This window comes from Microbacterium sp. NPDC078428 (genome assembly GCF_044542535.1).
Classification (GTDB): domain Bacteria; phylum Actinomycetota; class Actinomycetes; order Actinomycetales; family Microbacteriaceae; genus Microbacterium; species Microbacterium limosum.
Genome location: NZ_JBITUP010000003.1, coordinates 53,487 through 68,907, shown reverse-complemented (window position 1 = coordinate 68,907; position 15,421 = coordinate 53,487). Strand labels below are relative to the sequence as shown.

Below are 15,421 nucleotides of genomic sequence, written 5' to 3'. Positions count from 1 at the left end.
CTATTCCTGCGCCGCGGAGCGCATTCGCGCCAGCTGCGACAAGACCTGGGCGAGTTCTGCGGGGGATTCCACACGTACGGCCGCCGCGGTCTCCCCCGCGCCGACCTTGATCCCGAGGTCGGTATCCCGCAGGCTGCGCAGCGCGTCCTCGTCGGTCACGTCATCACCCGCGAACAGCACCGCGGTGGCCGCCAGCTGCTCCCGCAGGGCCGCGACCGCGGCATCCTTGCCCTCGTGCCGCCACGCGAACTCGAGGATGTCGCGTCCCGTGCGCCGGCGCCATGCGGGTGCGCGCTCCGCGACGATCGTGTCGACGGCGCTCGTCGCGCGATCGGTGTCTGCCGCGTTCGCCAGCCGGGTGTGCAGGCCGAAACCGAACTCCTTGCGCTCGATCCACGCGCCATCGAGCGTCTCGACGGCTGCCTCTACGGCCGCCAGCACCTCGTCCGCCACGTCGGGCCGGTCTTCGTCCACCGGCGAGACGCTCGCATCGTCGCGGACGGAGGACCCGCGCGGGTGCCAGAACTCGGCGCCGTGCGATCCCGCGAGGTGGAAAGGGGAATCGTCGTCGTGCTCCGCGATCACCCTCAGGTCGTGGAGGGTCCGGCCCGAGACGAAGGCGACGTCGGTACCCGGTGCGGCGGCGAGGGAGCGCACCGCCTCGGCCGACTCGGGCAGCGCCCGCACGCTCATCGGCTCGTCGCTCAGGTAGGAGAGCGTTCCGTCGAAGTCGAGGGCGACGAGCAGGTGCGGTGTCGCCGCTACCCGCGCCAGCAGCGCTCGAGCCTCGGGCGATCCGGCGGGTGCGGCGGCGCTCACGCGTGCGCCGCGCTCTCGGTGCGTCCCCGGGCCTGCTCCAGGGCCGCGAGGAACGAACGCGACCACGCATCGACGTCGTTCTCGAACACGCGACGTCGGAGCGCGCGCATGCGCCGGCCCTGCTCGGCGCCGGGCATGTCGAGCGCCCGCAGGATCGTGTCCTTCATGCCCACGATGTCGTGGGGGTTGATCAGGAGGGCGCTGCCGAGTTCGTCGGCCGCGCCGGCGAACTCGCTCAGCACGAGCGCCCCCCGGTTGTCGATCCGGGAGGCGACGTACTCCTTCGCCACGAGGTTCATGCCATCCCGCAGGGCGGTCACGAGCATGACGTCGGCGGCGAGGAAGAGCGCGACCATCTCCTCCCGCGGATACCCGTGATGGAGGTACCGGATGGCGGTGTGACCCGTGGTGTCGTAGGTGCCGTTGATGCGCCCTACGGTGAGCTCGATCTCGTCCCGCAGCTGCGCGTACGCCTCGACGCGCTCGCGGCTGGGACTCGCGACCTGCACGAGCGTCACGTCGGATGCCTCGACCCGCCCGTCCTCCAGCAGCTCGCCGAACGCCTTCATCCGGTGGCGAATGCCCTTCGTGTAGTCCAAGCGGTCGACGCCGAGAAGGATCTTGCGCGGGTTGCCGAGGCCCTCCCGGATCTCCCGGGCGCGTGCCTGCACCTTCGGGTCCCGGGCGAGCGCGGCGTACGACTCCGCGTCGATCGAGATCGGGAACGCCTTGGCCAGCGCGGTGCGCGTCGTGCCATCGGGCTGCGGGACGGTGATGCCCGACGCCTTCGTGTCGTAGCGCAGCTGACGTCGCACCGCCCGGGCGAAGTTCCCGGCATCCGCCACCCGCTGGAAGCCGATGACGTCGGCACCCAGCAAACCCTCGAGCACCTGACGCCGCCAGGGCAGCTGCGAGTACAGGCCGTATGCAGGGAACGGAATGTGATGGAAGTACCCGATCGTCAGGTCGGGCCGCAGCTCGCGCAGCATCATGGGCACGAGCTGCAGCTGGTAGTCCTGCACCCACACTGTCGCGCCGTCGGCGGCGACGGCTGCGGCCGCCTCCGCGAAGCGACGGTTGACGCGCACATAGGCATCCCACCACTGGCGGCGGTAGCGGGGCGCGGCGATCACGTCGTGGTAGAGCGGCCAGATCGTGTCGTTGGAGAAGCCCTCGTAGTAGAGCTCGACGTCTTCTTCCGTCAGCGTGATGGGCACGAGGTGCGTGCCGTCGAACTCGAAGGGCTCGACATCCAGGTCGGGCTTTCCGGGCCAGCCCACCCACGCCCCGTCTGCGCGACGCATCATCGGCTCGAGCGCCGTGACGAGGCCTCCGGGCGAGCGCTTCCACTCGCCGTCGTCACCGCGGTCCACGGGGAGGCGGTTCGCGACGACGACCAGATCGGCGAGGTCGGGGGTCTGAGCGGAGGTCACGGGTTGCCTCTTTCCGGGGATGGGCGGGATGTCGTGAGCCTCCAGGGTATCGGGCCGCTCCCCCGCACTCCCGGGCTTGCGAGCGGGAGCGAAGCATGCCAGAGACTGCCCGAGGGCGCTACCGTGGGGCCGCTGGCTGCGTTGCGGGTAGCGTTGCCGTCATGCGCAAGTACGTGTTCGGCACCGGCATCATCTCGGCCGTCACCGGCGGCATCACCCTGCTGCGGTCGGCGCGCGCGGGCACCTTCACCTGGCGGACCGCCCTTGCGTGGCTAAGCTGGGGCATCAGCCTGGCGCTCGCGATCGGATCGATCGTCGACACCAGGCGCGCGACCCGTGGCCGCCCGATACCCGACGATTCCCCCGTTCACGGCAAGGAGAAGAAGCTTCTTCGCGGCCGCGTGCAGGGTGAGCGCTGACGCAACATCCCGCGTTCACCGGGTGAGTAGAGGGCCACGCCCTCGCCTTCGCCCCACGCGCGCGATCATCGCGGACGAGGCAGCCTGAATGCCGGCACCACGGTAGCGTGGACGAGATGCGAGCGACGACGATCCATGCTGCCGGTGATATCCGACTCGAAGAGGTGCCCGACCCCGTGCTCAGCACGGGACGCGACGCGATCGTAAGGGTCGTCGCCGCCTGCGTCTGCGGTTCGGACCTCTGGAGCTATCGCGGCGTGCGCGCGCCCAAGGCCGGCTCGCGCACCGGCCACGAGTTCGTCGGCGTCGTGGAGGCAATCGGCGACGACGTCGAGCGCGTCTCGGTCGGCGACTTCGTCATCGCGCCCTTCTACGACTGCGACATGACGTGCGTGAACTGCGCGAACGGCGTCTCGACCTCCTGCCTCGAACTCTCATGGTGGGGCTCGCGCGACCACTTCGGCGGGTTCGCCGACGGCGGACAGGGCGAGTTCGTCCGCGTCCCCCACGCCGATGGCACCCTGGTGAAGACCCCCGGATATCCGTCGGAAGCCCTGATCCCGCATCTGCTGACGCTGTCGGACGTCTTCGGCACCGGTCACCACGCCGCGCTCTCCGGCGGGGTCGGCCCCGGCACCTCCGTCGTCGTGATCGGCGACGGAGCCGTCGGCCTCTGCGCGGTGCTCGCCTCGAAGAGGCTCGGCGCAGAGCGCATCGTGCTGATGTCCCGGCACGAGTCCCGCCAGGCGCTCGGGCGTGAATTCGGCGCGACCGACGTCGTCGCCGAACGGGGCGAGGCGGGGGTGGACGCGGCGAAGGCGTTCTTCGACGGGATCGGACCCGACGCCGTTCTCGAGTGCGTCGGGACGAGCGCGAGCATGGAACAGGCTGTCGCGACCGTCCGGCCGGGCGGCACCGTCGGCTTCGTCGGCGTTCCGGCCGAGGGCAACTCCGTCCCCGTGCAGTCGCTCTTCGGGGCCAACGTCGCCCTGCGCGGTGGCGTGGCGCCCGTCCGCAACTACATCGAGGAACTGCTGCCGGATGTCTGGGGCGGGGTCGTTCAGCCGGGTCGTGTCTTCGACCTCACCCTCCCCTTGGCCGATGTGGCCGAAGCCTACGCCGCGATGGACGAGCGCCGAGCGATCAAGGTGCTGCTGCAGCCCTGACGCCACGGCATCCGCTCGCCCGGCGTTCGGTCGAGATCAGTCGTCCCACCCGTTCTGCGGGGTCGCGCACGTGTCGCGGAAGACATACTGCGACGGGAGCTTGCGCTCGTGACTCGACCAGTCGATCGGAGGCCGCCGGGCATTCGGGGGCAGGTAGCCGAGGCGGTACACGGCCATCAGGTCGAGCGTGTCCGGCACCTCGAGCAGCCGCTCGATGCGCTCCCAGTTGCCCGGGACCTCCATGGGGAACGACACGAACTGGATTCCCATCCCGAGCTCGACGGTGGCGAGCCAGACGTTCTCCATCGCCGCGCCCATGCTGAATATCGAGTAGAACGACGACAGCTCGCCCGTGCGGTTCTCGGTCCGATCGAGCAGCACCGCCATGAGCAGGGGCGATCCCGCGACGAGCCTGCGGTTCTCCTCCCCCAGCGTCTGCGGGACGCGCAGCGCATTCATCATCTTCTGTCCCCGTGGCGTGAACACCTGGCTCGTGAACGGCCGGAGGGGTGCGGGGAGGCGGTCGAAGAGCATTCCGTCGCGACGCCGCTGCATCTCGGCGGCGCTGAATCGGAAGTACCTCTTGTACCTCTCGAAGAAGGTCCCGTTCGACATCGCCGTCGTCATGCTCTCGCCGCTGATCGCAGCGATCGCGTCGATGCTCTCGCGCTGCTCGATGAGCACGAATCGCCATGGTTGGCTGTTCAGCTGCGAGGGCGCCCGCCCGGCGACCTCCATGAGCAGGCGCTGATGCTCCTCCGACACCGGATCCGGCAGCAACGGGCCGTTCGTCGTCTTCCGGCGACGCACCACATCGAGGAATTCCATTCCTACCTCCGGGATTCGATGATCGCCCCGACGAAAAACGGCGCCGCCGCCAGGGCGGTCGCGCTGTGGCGCCAGGTGCGTGTGCCGACGAACGGGATGAGGGCCAGCACGGCCAGCGCCGCGGACAGCGGGGCGACGAGTCGGGGACGGCGGGCGACACCCGCCGCGGCCGCGGTCACGCTCGTGAGGGCGGCCGTCGTCGTGAACAGGGCATGGTGAACCCAGCGGATCTCGTGCGTGTTGATCAGCCGCGTCGCGACGCTCGCTCCGAGCGCGCAGTTCGCGATATAGCCGATGGATGCCGCGGCCAGCCATCCGCGAACACCCAGCGGGTCGGATCGGGTCGGTTTCAGGGTGACCGCCATGGGTTCGGGATTCTACCCGCCGGACATCTCGCGGATCAGTTCGCCCGTCGCGTTCATATGTCGCCCGATCCGGGTCGGAGAACGACGGAAGGCCCGGCCACTGATTCTGCTCAGTGATCCCGGGCCTTCCTTCTGGTGCACCCCCAGGGACTTGAACCCTGAACCCACTGATTAAGAGTCAGTTGCTCTGCCGATTGAGCTAGAGGTGCGAGTGGTGCGCCGCGCGCACCGAGGATCAACGTTATCACCCGCGACCGGCTCGCCGCCAATCGGGACGACCACCCGCGGGTATCCTGGGCGGGTGACCCTCCCCGCTTCCCCGACGGGCGCGCTGACGCCCCCTCGCGCCGACGACCTCGCGCTCGCGCTGCGCATGGCGGATGCCGCGGACGCGGTCTCCATGGCTCGGTTCGACGCCTCCGACCTGGCGGTCGAGACGAAGCCCGACGCGTCTCCCGTCACCGAGGCCGACCTCGCCACCGAGCGAGCGATCCGCGACATCCTCGCGGCGGAGCGTCCGCACGACGGCGTGTTCGGTGAGGAATTCGGCCGACAGGGCGACCAGGCGCGGCAGTGGATCGTCGACCCCATCGACGGCACCGCCAACTACCTGCGCGGCATCCCGATGTGGGGAACGCTGATCTGCCTCGCGGAGGAGGGCCGCCCCGTCGTCGGCGTCGTGAGCGTGCCGGGCATCTCCCGCCGGTGGTGGGCCGCGGAGGGTCTGGGCTCCTGGACCGTCGATGCGGGCGGCTCCCCGACTCGTCTGCATGTGTCGGGGATCGACCGCATCGAGGACGCGAGCGTGAGCTTCCAGAGCATCCGACAGTGGGATGACGCGGGCCACCTGCCCGCCCTCGTCGCGCTGTCGCGCCGCGTCTGGCGCGACCGCGGCTACGGCGACGTCTGGCCGTACATGCTCCTGGCGGAGGGCCGGCTCGAGTTCGTCGCGGAGTTCGACGTGAAGGAGTACGACATCGCCGCGGTCGTGCCGATCATCACCGAGGCGGGCGGCCGATTCACGTCGTTCGAGGGCGACGAGACGCTGTCGGCGCGCTCCTCGCTCGCCACCAACGGGGTGCTGCACGAGAGCTTCCTCGCCTTCCTCCATTCCGACCACGTCCCCGTGTGAGCCTCATGCCCCGTCGTCCCCTCCTGCCCGCGGTCGCCTGGGTCGGCTCCGTCCTGATCCTGGCCGGGTGCGCGGGCGAGCAGGCACCCTCGCTAGAGTCCGGCTCTCCCCCGACCCCGACGGCGCCGGTCGAGACGACGACCCCCACCCCGGAACCCGTGCCGACGGTCGACCCGGCGAGCGTGACGTGCGAGAACCTCATCCCCGCGTCGGTCGTCGAGGCGTTCGGGGAGTCGGGGTGGACCTACCAGGAAGACGTCTTCCGCGTCGGTGCGCAGGAGATCGAAGACGGCATCTGGTGCACGTGGGGAGACGCCCAGAGCCCAGCCTCCGACAACGTGCAGATCTACGGGTGGGCACCGCTCGAGCCCGGACTCGCCGCCGACGCGCAGGACGAGCTCGCCGACCAGGGTTGGGTGCGCGAGGATTCCACCGAGGGCGTGTACGTCACCGAGAATCCCGACACCCTGGTGTCGGCGGATGCCGAGGGCTACGGCATGACCTACCTCTTCGGCGACGGGTGGGTCACGGTGTCCCACGGCAAGTCGAGCCTGCTCGTCATCGAGCGCCCGGGAGTCTAGGCGCCGACCGCCCTCACCCGTCTCCGGCGGGCGTAGCCTTTAACCGTTCAACGGCGAGCGGAGAGGCGGGCCCGTCATGAAGATCCCCACGGCCGCCCGGGTCGTCCAGTACGACCGCACCGGCGGCCCGGATGTGCTGCGGCTGCAGGAGCGGCCCCTGTCGCCGCCCGGGGACGGCGAAGCCGTGATCGAGGTCGTCACGGCCGGCATCAATCACATCGACGCCTTCATCCGCGAAGCACGCGAGACGCAGTGGGACGACCCTTTTCCCCGCGGCTCCGGCAGCGACTTCGCCGGCATCGTCGTGGCCACAGGACCGGGCGCAGCGCGGTTCCGCGTCGGCGCCGAGGTGATCGGGCACGTCGTGACCGTGATCGCGAACATGAACCTCGTCGCGACCTACACGGATACGGGCACGAGCTGTTCGGGATGACGATCCCGCGGCCCGCCCCTTCGCCTGTCGCGAACCGTCGGGGCGGGGCCGCGTCGACGACGTTTCGTGACAGGCGAGGAGGCGAAACGACGAAGGCCCGGTCCCCGCGAGCGTCACGCGCGCGGGAACCGGGCCCTGGTCGGTGCGAACCGCGGTCGTGGAGATGGGGGGAATCGAACCCCCGTCCATCGCTGTGTCTCTGGGGCTTCTCCGGGCGCAGTCTGTAAGAGCGTTCTGCTCGGCCCCGACCTTTGTCACAGACACCTAAGTCGACGGGCCCAGCCTGATAAGAGTCCCGCGCGACGCTCAGGCATCGTCGCGCAGCAAGATCCCTAGATGACGCCAGGATCCGTGTCGGGATCACCCACGGTCTGACGGACTATCGGGCTCGCTTAAGCAGCGAGGGCGAAGTCAGTGCGCTTGGATTCGGCACTTATAGTTTTGCAGGGAGCGTTTACGAGATAACCCTGCATCCTCGGCCCGCTTCTCGCAGATTCGCAGGCGATGTCGAAACCGATCATCCCCGTGAACCTTCGTCGAAGGAACCGCTGTTCGCACGCTGTGGAGTTATGAGTACCGGGCGGATGCCGCCCGAGCCCTTCAGCATACAACGATAGCGAACGCCCGACCATTCCCGAGCCGCGAGGACGCGTCGTCCGCCCGGGTTTCGCCGGGCGTAGGCTCGGCCGCATGAGCGAGGTCATCATCACCGTCCGCGGCGAGCACGAGGCGCGTGTCTCCCCCGAGCGTGCAACGGCTCACCTGAGCGTGCGCTGCGACGGACCGGCCCGCGGCCCCGTCATCGAGAAGATCGCGGCGCTCACCGCGCCGCTGCGCGAGGAGCTCGACGCGCGTCGCGCCGACGGCGACGTGACGGAATGGTCGAGCCAGCGCGCAGCCGTCTGGTCGGAACGCCCGTGGAACGCCGAGGGCCGCCAGCTCGCGCCCGTCCACCACGCATCCGTCGACCTCGAGGCGACCTTCGCCGACTTCGCCGCACTGTCGTGGTGGGTCTCCGCCGCGTCCGAACGGGAGGGCGTGCAGATCTGCGGCATCACGTGGGAGCTGACCCCCGAGACGCGTCGCGCGGTCGAGGCGGATGCCGCGGCCCAGGCCGTGCGAGAGGCGCTCGCTCGCGCGGCCGCGTACGCCGCCGCGATCGACCGCGGCTCCGTCACACCCCTTGAGATCGCCGATCAGGGGCTGCTCCTCAGGAGCGGCGATCGACCGGAGCGGGCCGAACCCCGCGCCCTGCGTGCGATGGCGATGTCCGCCGACACCGGCGGCCCCTCGGTGCAGTTCGAGCCGCAGCCGATCGTCGTGACTGTGAGCGTCGAGGGTCGGTTCTCGGCGCGCTGACGGGGCGCCGGGCGCCGGCATGCGCTGACTCGCCCCCGGCGCCTGGTCACGCGCGAATCTTCGGTCGCGCAGACGTCACGGTCGGGAGCGAGCCCGCGCCCGTCACTCCCCGAGGCGGTTGCGCGTGCGCATGGCGCGCTCGGCCTCGCGCTTGTCCTCGCGTTCGCGGATCGTCTGGCGCTTCTCGAACTCCCGCTTGCCCTTGGCGATGGCGATCTCGACCTTCGCGCGGCCGTCGGAGAAGTAGAGCTTCAGCGGCACGAGGGTGTATCCGCCCGCCGCGACGGCGTGGGAGAGCTTGATGATCTCCTCCTTGTGGAGGAGAAGCTTGCGCGTGCGCTTCGTCGCGTGGTTGGTCCAGTGGCCCTGCGAATACTCCGGGATGTGCACGGCGTCCAGGAACGCCTCGCCGCCGTCGATGTATGCGTACCCGTCGGTGAGGTTCGCACGACCCTGCCGCAACGACTTGACCTCGGTGCCCGTGAGCACGAGGCCCGCCTCGTACGTCTTCTCGATCGCGTAGTCGTGGCGGGCACGACGATTGGTCGCGACGACCTTCTCCCCGCGTTCCTTCACCATGACGACCTCCGGCATCTGCGCCGCGCGCACGCACGGCAGCCTCTCAGTCTAGCGGTTGCGCACCTCGGGTCAGGCCCGGAGCCAACGCCGGATGGCGAAGCCGGCCGACAGTGCCGCCAGGAATACGCCGACGACGACCATCACCGGGATGACGACGAACAGCTCCTCCGCGCCCACCCACGTCGTGATGAACGCGACTCGCTCGCGGAGATACCCCTCCACCCCGAAGCGCAGCCCCGCCCAGACGGCGAGGGCGGCAAGACCCGAGCCGAGCAGCGCCGCCAGCACGCCCTCGAGGATGAACGGCGTCTGGATGAATCGGTTGGATGCCCCGACCAGCCGCATGATGCCGAGTTCTCGCCGGCGGGCGTACGCCGAAAGGCGGATGGTCGTCGCGATCAGCAGGACGGCCGCGATCAGCATGAGACCGGCGATGCCGACGGCGATGTACGTCGCCACCGTCAGGGCCTGGAACAGCGGATCCAGGTACTGCAGCTGATCGGCGACGTCCTCGACGCCCGCGGTGCCGCTGAACGCCTCGATGATGACGTCGGACTGCGTCTGGTCGACGAGGTTGATCCAGAACGTCTCGTTCATCTGCTCGGGCGCGATGACGCTCGCGTAGTCCTCGCCCATCTGCTCGATGAGGTTGGCGTAGGCCTCGTCGCGGGTCTCGAAGCGGTACTCCTGCACAAGCGGTCCCAGCGTGTCGGAGTCGAGGGACGCCTGCACCTCTGCGATCTGCTCGGGCGTGGCCGCGCCGTCGACGCACGTCGCGCTCACCGAGATCGGCGTGCACATGTAGACCGCGACCTGGGCCCGGTCGACCCAGAAGTCCTGCATCTTCGCGATCTGCATCTGCATGAGGATCGCGGCGCCGACGAACGTGAGCGACACGAAGGTCACGAGCACGACGGAGATGACCATCGAAGCGTTGCGCCGCAGGCCGCTGAACGCCTCGGCGAGTATCAGTTGCCACCTCACGACGTGGGACCCACCCTGTCGTCCTCGTCGCCTTCGCCGAGGCCCAGGCGGTCGGCGACGCCGACCTCGGGCAGCTCGGGCAGCTCGATCTCGATGGGTCCGGTCAGGTGCACGCGCGGCGCAGCTCCGGTGTCGTGGGGCGGCGGCGGCATGGGCGGCGAGGGCGCCTCCTCCTCGACATGGACGATGGGGTCGAAGGGCGGCGGGCTCACGGCGGCGGCGGCCTGACCCGCGACGGCCGAGAGCGCGGCGTTGGCAACGGCCAGCGCGTCCGCGTCGGGGATGGCCTCCCCCGCGGGGGCAGCATCCGCTCCGGCGAGGTGCTCGTCGCCGTGGGAGTGGGATGCCGCGTCGGCGCGGTTCTCGGAGGCCTGTGCCGCCGCGGGTTCCGGTTCGACGTCGGGGGCGAAGACGGGGACGTCGCCCGTCGGGGGCGCGTCGTCGCCCGCGGCGACGCGCTGCTGCAGCTCGAGAACGGCGGTGAGGGCGGCGATGGCGTCCGCGCCCTTCTCCTTGGCGGGGGCGAGGCTCGGCAGCTGCGATGTGTCGCCGTACCCTCCGTGCACCTCGTCGCGCACGATCTCACCGTGCGCGAGCTCGATGACGCGTCGGCGCATCTGGTCGACGAAGCCCGCCTCGTGGGTCGCCATGAGCACGGTCGTGCCGTTCGCGTTGATGCGGGCGAGGAGCTGCATGATGCCGATCGACGTGGCGGGGTCGAGGTTCCCCGTCGGTTCGTCGGCCAGGAGCACCTGCGGGCGGTTGACGAGCGCGCGCGCGATCGCGACGCGCTGCTGCTCGCCGCCCGAGAGCTCGTGCGGCATCCGCTTCTCCTTGCCCGCGAGCCCGACGAGCTCGAGCACCTCGGGCACCGCCTGCTGGATGAACCCGCGCGAGGCTCCCGTGACCTGGAGGGTGAACGCGACGTTCTGGAACACCGTCTTGGAGGTGAGGAGGCGGAAGTCCTGGAAGACCGCGCCGACGTGCCGGCGAAAGTACGGGACTTTGCGGTTGGAGAGCGTCGTGAGGTCGCGGCCCAGCACGACGACGCTGCCCGTCGTGGGCATGTCCTCGCGGAGGATCAGGCGCAGGCACGTCGACTTGCCCGAGCCCGAGGGTCCGACGAGGAAGACGAACTCGCCGCGGGCGACTTCGAAGTCGACGCCCGAGAGACCCGGCTTCTGCGAGCCGCGGTAGGTCTTGGTGACGTGTTCGAACCTGATCATGGCCATCCGAGCCTAAGCGTGTGGCGGGGGATGCCCCTCAGCGACACCCGGCTGGCGGCATCCGGATCAGTCGTCGTCCTTGCGCTTGCGCCAGCGGATGCCCGCGGCGATGAAGCCGTCGAGGTCGCCGTCGAACACGACGGCGGGGTTGCCGACCTCGTGTCCCGTGCGCAGGTCCTTCACGAGCTGCTGGCCGTAGAGGAAGTACGAGCGCATCTGGTCGCCCCAGCTGGCCGTGATGACGCCCGCGAGCTCCTTCTTCTTCGCCGCCTCCTCCTCGCGCTTGAGCAGCAGGAGCCGGGTCTGCAGCACGCGCATGGCTGCGGCGCGGTTCTGGATCTGCGACTTCTCGTTCTGCATCGAGACCACGATGCCCGTGGGGAGGTGGGTCAGGCGCACGGCGGAGTCGGTCGTGTTGACCGACTGCCCGCCGGGGCCCGACGAGCGGAAGACGTCGACGCGGATGTCGCCCTCGGGGATGTCGACCTCGACGGCCTCCTCCATGACGGGGATCACCTCGACGGCGGCGAAGGACGTCTGGCGCTTGTCGGCCGAGCCGAACGGGCTGATGCGAGCCAGTCGGTGGGTGCCGGCCTCGACCGAGAGCGTTCCGTAGGCGTAGGGGGCATCGATCTCGAACGTGGCCGACTTGATGCCCGCGCCCTCGGCGTAGGAGGTGTCCATGACCTTGACGGGATACTTGTGGCGCTCGGCCCAGCGCAGATACATGCGCATGAGCATCTCGGCGAAGTCGGTCGCGTCGTCGCCGCCGGCGCCCGAGCGGATCGTCACGACGGCCGAGCGGGAGTCGTACTCGCCGTCGAGCAGGGTCTGCACCTCGAGCTGTCCGATCGCCTCACCGAGGGCGGCGAGCTCGCGGCGCGCCTCGTCGGCTGACTCCTCGTCCTCCATCTCGCGAGCGAGCTCGACGAGCACCTCGAGGTCGTCGAGGCGACGCTCGATGGCGTCGACGCGCGCGAGGTCGGATTGGCTGTGGCTCAGCGCGCTCGTCACCTTCTGGGCGGCCTCGGGATCGTCCCACAGGTCGGGAGCCCCCGCCTGCTCGCTCAGGCGAGCGATGTCGGCGCGCAGGCCGTCGACGTCGACGACGGCGCGGATGTCGGAGAAGGTGGAGCGCAGCGCCTGGATGTCGGCGGACAGATCGAGTTCGAGCATGACAGTCCAGACTAACGTGGATACGGTGACCCGATCCCCCGTCTCCCCCGCCGACGCCGGCGACAGGGCTCGGATCGGGGCGGTCGTCGGCCGCCTCGCCCCCATGATCTACGGCCCCACGGTGCTCTTCGCGTTCGGCGAGGGGGCCGTGCTGCCGCTGCTGCCGGTGATGGCAGCTCGGCTGGGCGCCGACATCGCCGTCGCCGGCCTCGTCGCCTCGGCGCTCGTCGTCGGCCAGCTCGTGGGCAACATCCCCGCCGGCTGGGCGGTGGCGCGGTTCGGTGAGCGCGCGACGATGGCGGCGGCCGGAGTGGTGGCGCTCGCCGGCGTGGCGGGACTGCTCTGGGCGCCGAACATCGGCGTGCTCGCGGCATCCGTGCTCATCGTGGGTTTCTGCGCCGCGGCGTTTGGCCTCGCGCGCCACTCGTTCATGGCGACGCGGGTGCCGCTGGTGTTCCGCGCCCGCGCGCTGTCGCTGCTGGGCGGCACGTTCCGGCTCGGCCTGTTCGCCGGCCCGTTCGCGGCGGCCGCCCTGCTGCTGCTCTTCGACGACGAGCGCGCCGCCGTCTGGTTCTTCGGCGTGTGTCTCATCGGGTGTGTGCTGCTCGTCCTGCTGGGTCCCGATCCGGAAGCACAGCTCGCCGCGCGCAGCACAGCCACCCCGCCCGCCGGGCACTCCCGCTACTCCCGTCACGCCGACGGCGGCGAGGACTCGGGCGAGCCGGTCACGGGATCGATCCCCACGCAGTCGCGCGCCGGGGTGTTCCGCACCATGTGGGCGCATCGCGACGTGCTGGCGCGCCTGGGGCTCGCGGCGGCGTCGGTGTCGGCGGTGCGCTCGGCGCGCCAGCTGGTGCTGCCCCTGTGGGGCGTCTCGATCGGGCTGGACGCCGCGACGATCGCCCTCGTCGTCGGCATCTCGGGCGCGATCGACTTCGCCCTGTTCTACGCGAGCGGCCAGGTGATGGACCGCTTCGGCCGCCTGTGGGCCGCCCTCCCGGCGATGACGCTCATGGGCCTCGGCTTCCTGGCGCTGTCGGCCACGCACGATCTCGCCGACGCCGACGTCTGGTTCGCCGTCTTCGCGATGGTCGTGAGCGTCGGCAACGGGCTCTCCAGCGGCATCCTGCTCACCCTCGGCGCCGACACCGCGCCGCCCGCGAATCCGGCGCCCTACCTCGGGTCGTGGCGGACGCTGACGGATGCCGGGGGCGCCGCGACGCCGCTGCTCGTCTCCGGGGTGACGGCGGTGTGGTCGATCTCGGGCGCCGTAGCGCTCGTGGGGGTCATCGGGCTCGTCGGGGCCGTCGCGCTGACGCGCTTCATCCCGCGGTTCTCGCCGCGGCGCGGCTGAGGCCGCCGCACGGGCGCGGTCACCGCGCGGCGGTGCGGCTCGTCGCCGTGGACTCGAGCGCCACGCCGCCCGGGACGAACACGCTGAAGACCACCGGATGCCACGTGTCCGACACCGTCACGCGTGCCGACACGCCGTCCGGCGTCCACGCCCGCACGAGCCGCGCCGCGCGTCCGTGCGCGTCGACGATCGACGCCGCCTGCGCACGCACTCCCCCGTCGTGCAGCACCGCCCGGGGCACACCGTCCCGGAGCACGAGGTCGAACCCGTCCGCCGCCGCGAGGGCCGCGGCGTCCGCGATCGAGTCCACCCGCTTCTGGGCGAGGTAGAGGCTCGTGGCGTTCAGGCACACGAGCACGACGGCGATCGTGATGAGGGCGTACCCGAGTGTCAGCAGCATGACCGAGCCCCCTTCGTCCCGCCTGCACGCGCGGACGCGCCCCGGTCGGTCTGCGCGACCCGTCACGAGGCACCCCAGAACCGAGAGACCTTCTGCATCGCCGTGGCCTCCACGGGCAGCGAGACGATGCGCTCCAGCCCGAAGACCGGAGGCACGAGTGGCAGCGCGACCCGCGTTCGTACGTTCACACGCACCGTCGCCCCCGCGGCGGGGCAGGGCGCGGCGGGCTCGCAGGAGGTCGAGAGGACGACGGCGGAGGCATCCATTCCGTACTCCCTCGCGGTCGTCGCGAGCACCGCTCCCGCGCGGGCGTCGGCGGAGCGAATGCCGTCGGCCTGCGCGATCGCCCGGGCGACGTGCCGGGCGGCGGATTCGGCTCCGAGCGCATGCGCCTGCAGGGTTGCGGCGGCGAGCACCAGGTACACCAGCGGCACGAGCACGAGAAGGCCCACGGCGATGAACTCCAGCGGCGCAGACCCCGCGTCCGAGGAATCAGTCGAAGCTCTCGAGCGGCGCATGCGCCTGCACCTCCATGCCGGCAGCCGGGCCCAGCAGCCCCACGAGCGGCAGGCGCGCCCGGACGGTCACCCGCACGGTCGGGTACCCGAGCTCGCCGCTGCGCTGCGCGCTCACCTCCTGCGCGAACGACTCGCCGACCGCCCGCCCGATCAGCTCGCGCGTGCGCTGCGCGCCCTCGGCGGGTGACGCATCCGCGAGCGCGCCGCGGTGCGCGCCCTCGGCCGCCGCGTCGTGAACGACGTTGCGGACGTACACGGCCACGCCCAGCTGGATCACCCCGAGCGTCAGGAAGGTCAGCAGCAGCCCTACCAGGACGAACTCGACGGCCGCGGCCCCGGCATCCTCTGACGTGCGCACGGAAGGCGGGGCGATGGCCATGAGGGCGGTCAAAACCCCGCCACGCGGGAGATGGCCTGTTCGAACAGGGCGCCCAGGGCCGGCCCCGCGAGCGCCCAGATCACGACGACGAGCCCGGCGGTCATCAGCGTGATCAGCACCCAGCCGGGCACGTCGCCGCGCTCTTCGGATGCCGCGGCGCGCACCCGCGCCTCGAGCAGCCGCAGGGTGCGCGTCAGCCGCGACGGGTGGACGCGGGGAGCGGGTTCGGTCATGAGGGTTCCTTTCTGAACGGGGCGACCCGACCGGCGG

19 protein-coding genes, 1 tRNA gene and 1 other RNA gene are annotated in these 15,421 nt (G+C 70.7%); 7 read left to right on the top strand and 14 right to left on the bottom strand.

Annotation, left to right across the window (positions count from 1 at the left end; genetic code table 11):
* Nucleotides 1-819 carry a trehalose-phosphatase gene (gene otsB, locus ACIGCK_RS06715; protein ID WP_396664837.1) on the bottom strand — a complete coding sequence of 273 codons (819 nt, stop codon included), beginning with the start codon at nucleotides 817-819 and terminating at the stop codon, nucleotides 1-3.
* Nucleotides 816-2,252, bottom strand: coding sequence for a trehalose-6-phosphate synthase (locus ACIGCK_RS06710; protein ID WP_396664835.1), 1,437 nt, complete (start codon nucleotides 2,250-2,252; stop codon nucleotides 816-818). Before ACIGCK_RS06710 ends, otsB begins: the two co-directional genes overlap by 4 nt.
* A gap of 161 nt (nucleotides 2,253-2,413) precedes the next feature.
* Between ACIGCK_RS06710 and ACIGCK_RS06705 the strand changes: the two genes are divergently transcribed.
* Both ACIGCK_RS06705 and ACIGCK_RS06700 read left to right on the top strand, forming a co-directional pair.
* Complete coding sequence (locus tag ACIGCK_RS06705) at nucleotides 2,414-2,671, top strand: hypothetical protein (RefSeq protein WP_330169713.1); 258 nt, start codon at nucleotides 2,414-2,416, stop codon at nucleotides 2,669-2,671.
* A 116-nt stretch (nucleotides 2,672-2,787) separates the two neighbouring features.
* A complete protein-coding gene (locus tag ACIGCK_RS06700; RefSeq protein ID WP_396664832.1) occupies nucleotides 2,788-3,837 on the top strand; it encodes a zinc-dependent alcohol dehydrogenase family protein in 1,050 nt (349 codons plus the stop codon).
* 36 nt (nucleotides 3,838-3,873) lie between these two features.
* Here the strand turns inward: ACIGCK_RS06700 and ACIGCK_RS06695 are convergent, their stop codons facing one another.
* From ACIGCK_RS06695 to ACIGCK_RS06685, 3 genes are all read right to left on the bottom strand, one after another.
* On the bottom strand, nucleotides 3,874-4,665 hold the full coding sequence (locus tag ACIGCK_RS06695) for a nitroreductase family protein (RefSeq protein WP_396664830.1): 792 nt from the start codon (nucleotides 4,663-4,665) through the stop codon (nucleotides 3,874-3,876).
* A gap of 2 nt (nucleotides 4,666-4,667) precedes the next feature.
* Entirely contained in the window at nucleotides 4,668-5,030 is a 363-nt protein-coding gene (locus ACIGCK_RS06690; protein WP_396664828.1) for a hypothetical protein, read from the bottom strand.
* A gap of 133 nt (nucleotides 5,031-5,163) precedes the next feature.
* A tRNA-Lys gene (locus ACIGCK_RS06685) sits at nucleotides 5,164-5,239 on the bottom strand.
* A 92-nt stretch (nucleotides 5,240-5,331) separates the two neighbouring features.
* Here ACIGCK_RS06685 and ACIGCK_RS06680 point away from each other — a divergent pair.
* The 3 genes from ACIGCK_RS06680 to ACIGCK_RS06670 all read left to right on the top strand — a co-directional run bounded on the left by ACIGCK_RS06680 (nucleotide 5,332) and on the right by ACIGCK_RS06670 (nucleotide 7,176).
* Complete coding sequence (locus ACIGCK_RS06680) at nucleotides 5,332-6,162, top strand: inositol monophosphatase family protein (protein WP_396664826.1); 831 nt, start codon at nucleotides 5,332-5,334, stop codon at nucleotides 6,160-6,162.
* Between the two features lie 5 nt (nucleotides 6,163-6,167).
* Entirely contained in the window at nucleotides 6,168-6,743 is a 576-nt protein-coding gene (locus ACIGCK_RS06675; RefSeq protein ID WP_396664824.1) for a hypothetical protein, read from the top strand.
* Between the two features lie 76 nt (nucleotides 6,744-6,819).
* Complete coding sequence (locus tag ACIGCK_RS06670; RefSeq protein ID WP_396664822.1) at nucleotides 6,820-7,176, top strand: alcohol dehydrogenase catalytic domain-containing protein; 357 nt, start codon at nucleotides 6,820-6,822, stop codon at nucleotides 7,174-7,176.
* A 155-nt stretch (nucleotides 7,177-7,331) separates the two neighbouring features.
* On the opposite strand, the gene ssrA is transcribed toward ACIGCK_RS06670, so the two are convergent.
* Nucleotides 7,332-7,701: a transfer-messenger RNA gene (ssrA, locus tag ACIGCK_RS06665) on the bottom strand.
* Nucleotides 7,702-7,866: 165 nt separating this feature from the next.
* Here ssrA and ACIGCK_RS06660 point away from each other — a divergent pair.
* Entirely contained in the window at nucleotides 7,867-8,535 is a 669-nt protein-coding gene (locus ACIGCK_RS06660) for an SIMPL domain-containing protein (protein WP_396664820.1), read from the top strand.
* Nucleotides 8,536-8,637: 102 nt separating this feature from the next.
* Here ACIGCK_RS06660 and smpB read toward each other — a convergent pair whose 3' ends face one another.
* The 4 genes from smpB to prfB all read right to left on the bottom strand — a co-directional run bounded on the left by smpB (nucleotide 8,638) and on the right by prfB (nucleotide 12,500).
* Nucleotides 8,638-9,114, bottom strand: coding sequence for an SsrA-binding protein SmpB (gene smpB, locus ACIGCK_RS06655; protein ID WP_396665305.1), 477 nt, complete (start codon nucleotides 9,112-9,114; stop codon nucleotides 8,638-8,640).
* A gap of 69 nt (nucleotides 9,115-9,183) precedes the next feature.
* Complete coding sequence (gene ftsX / locus ACIGCK_RS06650; RefSeq protein ID WP_396664818.1) at nucleotides 9,184-10,098, bottom strand: permease-like cell division protein FtsX; 915 nt, start codon at nucleotides 10,096-10,098, stop codon at nucleotides 9,184-9,186.
* Nucleotides 10,095-11,324, bottom strand: coding sequence for a cell division ATP-binding protein FtsE (ftsE, locus tag ACIGCK_RS06645; RefSeq protein ID WP_396664816.1), 1,230 nt, complete (start codon nucleotides 11,322-11,324; stop codon nucleotides 10,095-10,097). Before ftsE ends, ftsX begins: the two co-directional genes overlap by 4 nt.
* A 66-nt stretch (nucleotides 11,325-11,390) precedes the next feature.
* On the bottom strand, nucleotides 11,391-12,500 hold the full coding sequence (gene prfB, locus ACIGCK_RS06640; protein ID WP_396664815.1) for a peptide chain release factor 2: 1,110 nt from the start codon (nucleotides 12,498-12,500) through the stop codon (nucleotides 11,391-11,393).
* 103 nt (nucleotides 12,501-12,603) lie between these two features.
* Between prfB and ACIGCK_RS06635 the strand changes: the two genes are divergently transcribed.
* A complete protein-coding gene (locus ACIGCK_RS06635; protein WP_396665303.1) occupies nucleotides 12,604-13,854 on the top strand; it encodes an MFS transporter in 1,251 nt (416 codons plus the stop codon).
* 19 nt (nucleotides 13,855-13,873) lie between these two features.
* Here ACIGCK_RS06635 and ACIGCK_RS06630 read toward each other — a convergent pair whose 3' ends face one another.
* The 4 genes from ACIGCK_RS06630 to ACIGCK_RS06615 all read right to left on the bottom strand — a co-directional run bounded on the left by ACIGCK_RS06630 (nucleotide 13,874) and on the right by ACIGCK_RS06615 (nucleotide 15,384).
* Complete coding sequence (locus ACIGCK_RS06630; RefSeq protein WP_396664814.1) at nucleotides 13,874-14,254, bottom strand: pilus assembly protein TadG-related protein; 381 nt, start codon at nucleotides 14,252-14,254, stop codon at nucleotides 13,874-13,876.
* A 62-nt stretch (nucleotides 14,255-14,316) separates the two neighbouring features.
* Nucleotides 14,317-14,772, bottom strand: a complete 456-nt coding sequence (locus ACIGCK_RS06625) for a TadE family protein (protein WP_396664813.1) — start codon at nucleotides 14,770-14,772, stop codon at nucleotides 14,317-14,319.
* Nucleotides 14,747-15,151 (bottom strand): TadE/TadG family type IV pilus assembly protein, encoded by a 405-nt coding sequence (locus ACIGCK_RS06620; protein ID WP_396664812.1) that lies wholly within the window; start codon nucleotides 15,149-15,151, stop codon nucleotides 14,747-14,749. The genes ACIGCK_RS06625 and ACIGCK_RS06620 overlap by 26 nt, the downstream gene beginning before the upstream one ends.
* Before the next feature lie 8 nt (nucleotides 15,152-15,159).
* Entirely contained in the window at nucleotides 15,160-15,384 is a 225-nt protein-coding gene (locus tag ACIGCK_RS06615; protein ID WP_396664810.1) for a hypothetical protein, read from the bottom strand.
* Nucleotides 15,385-15,421: the final 37 nt, after the last annotated feature.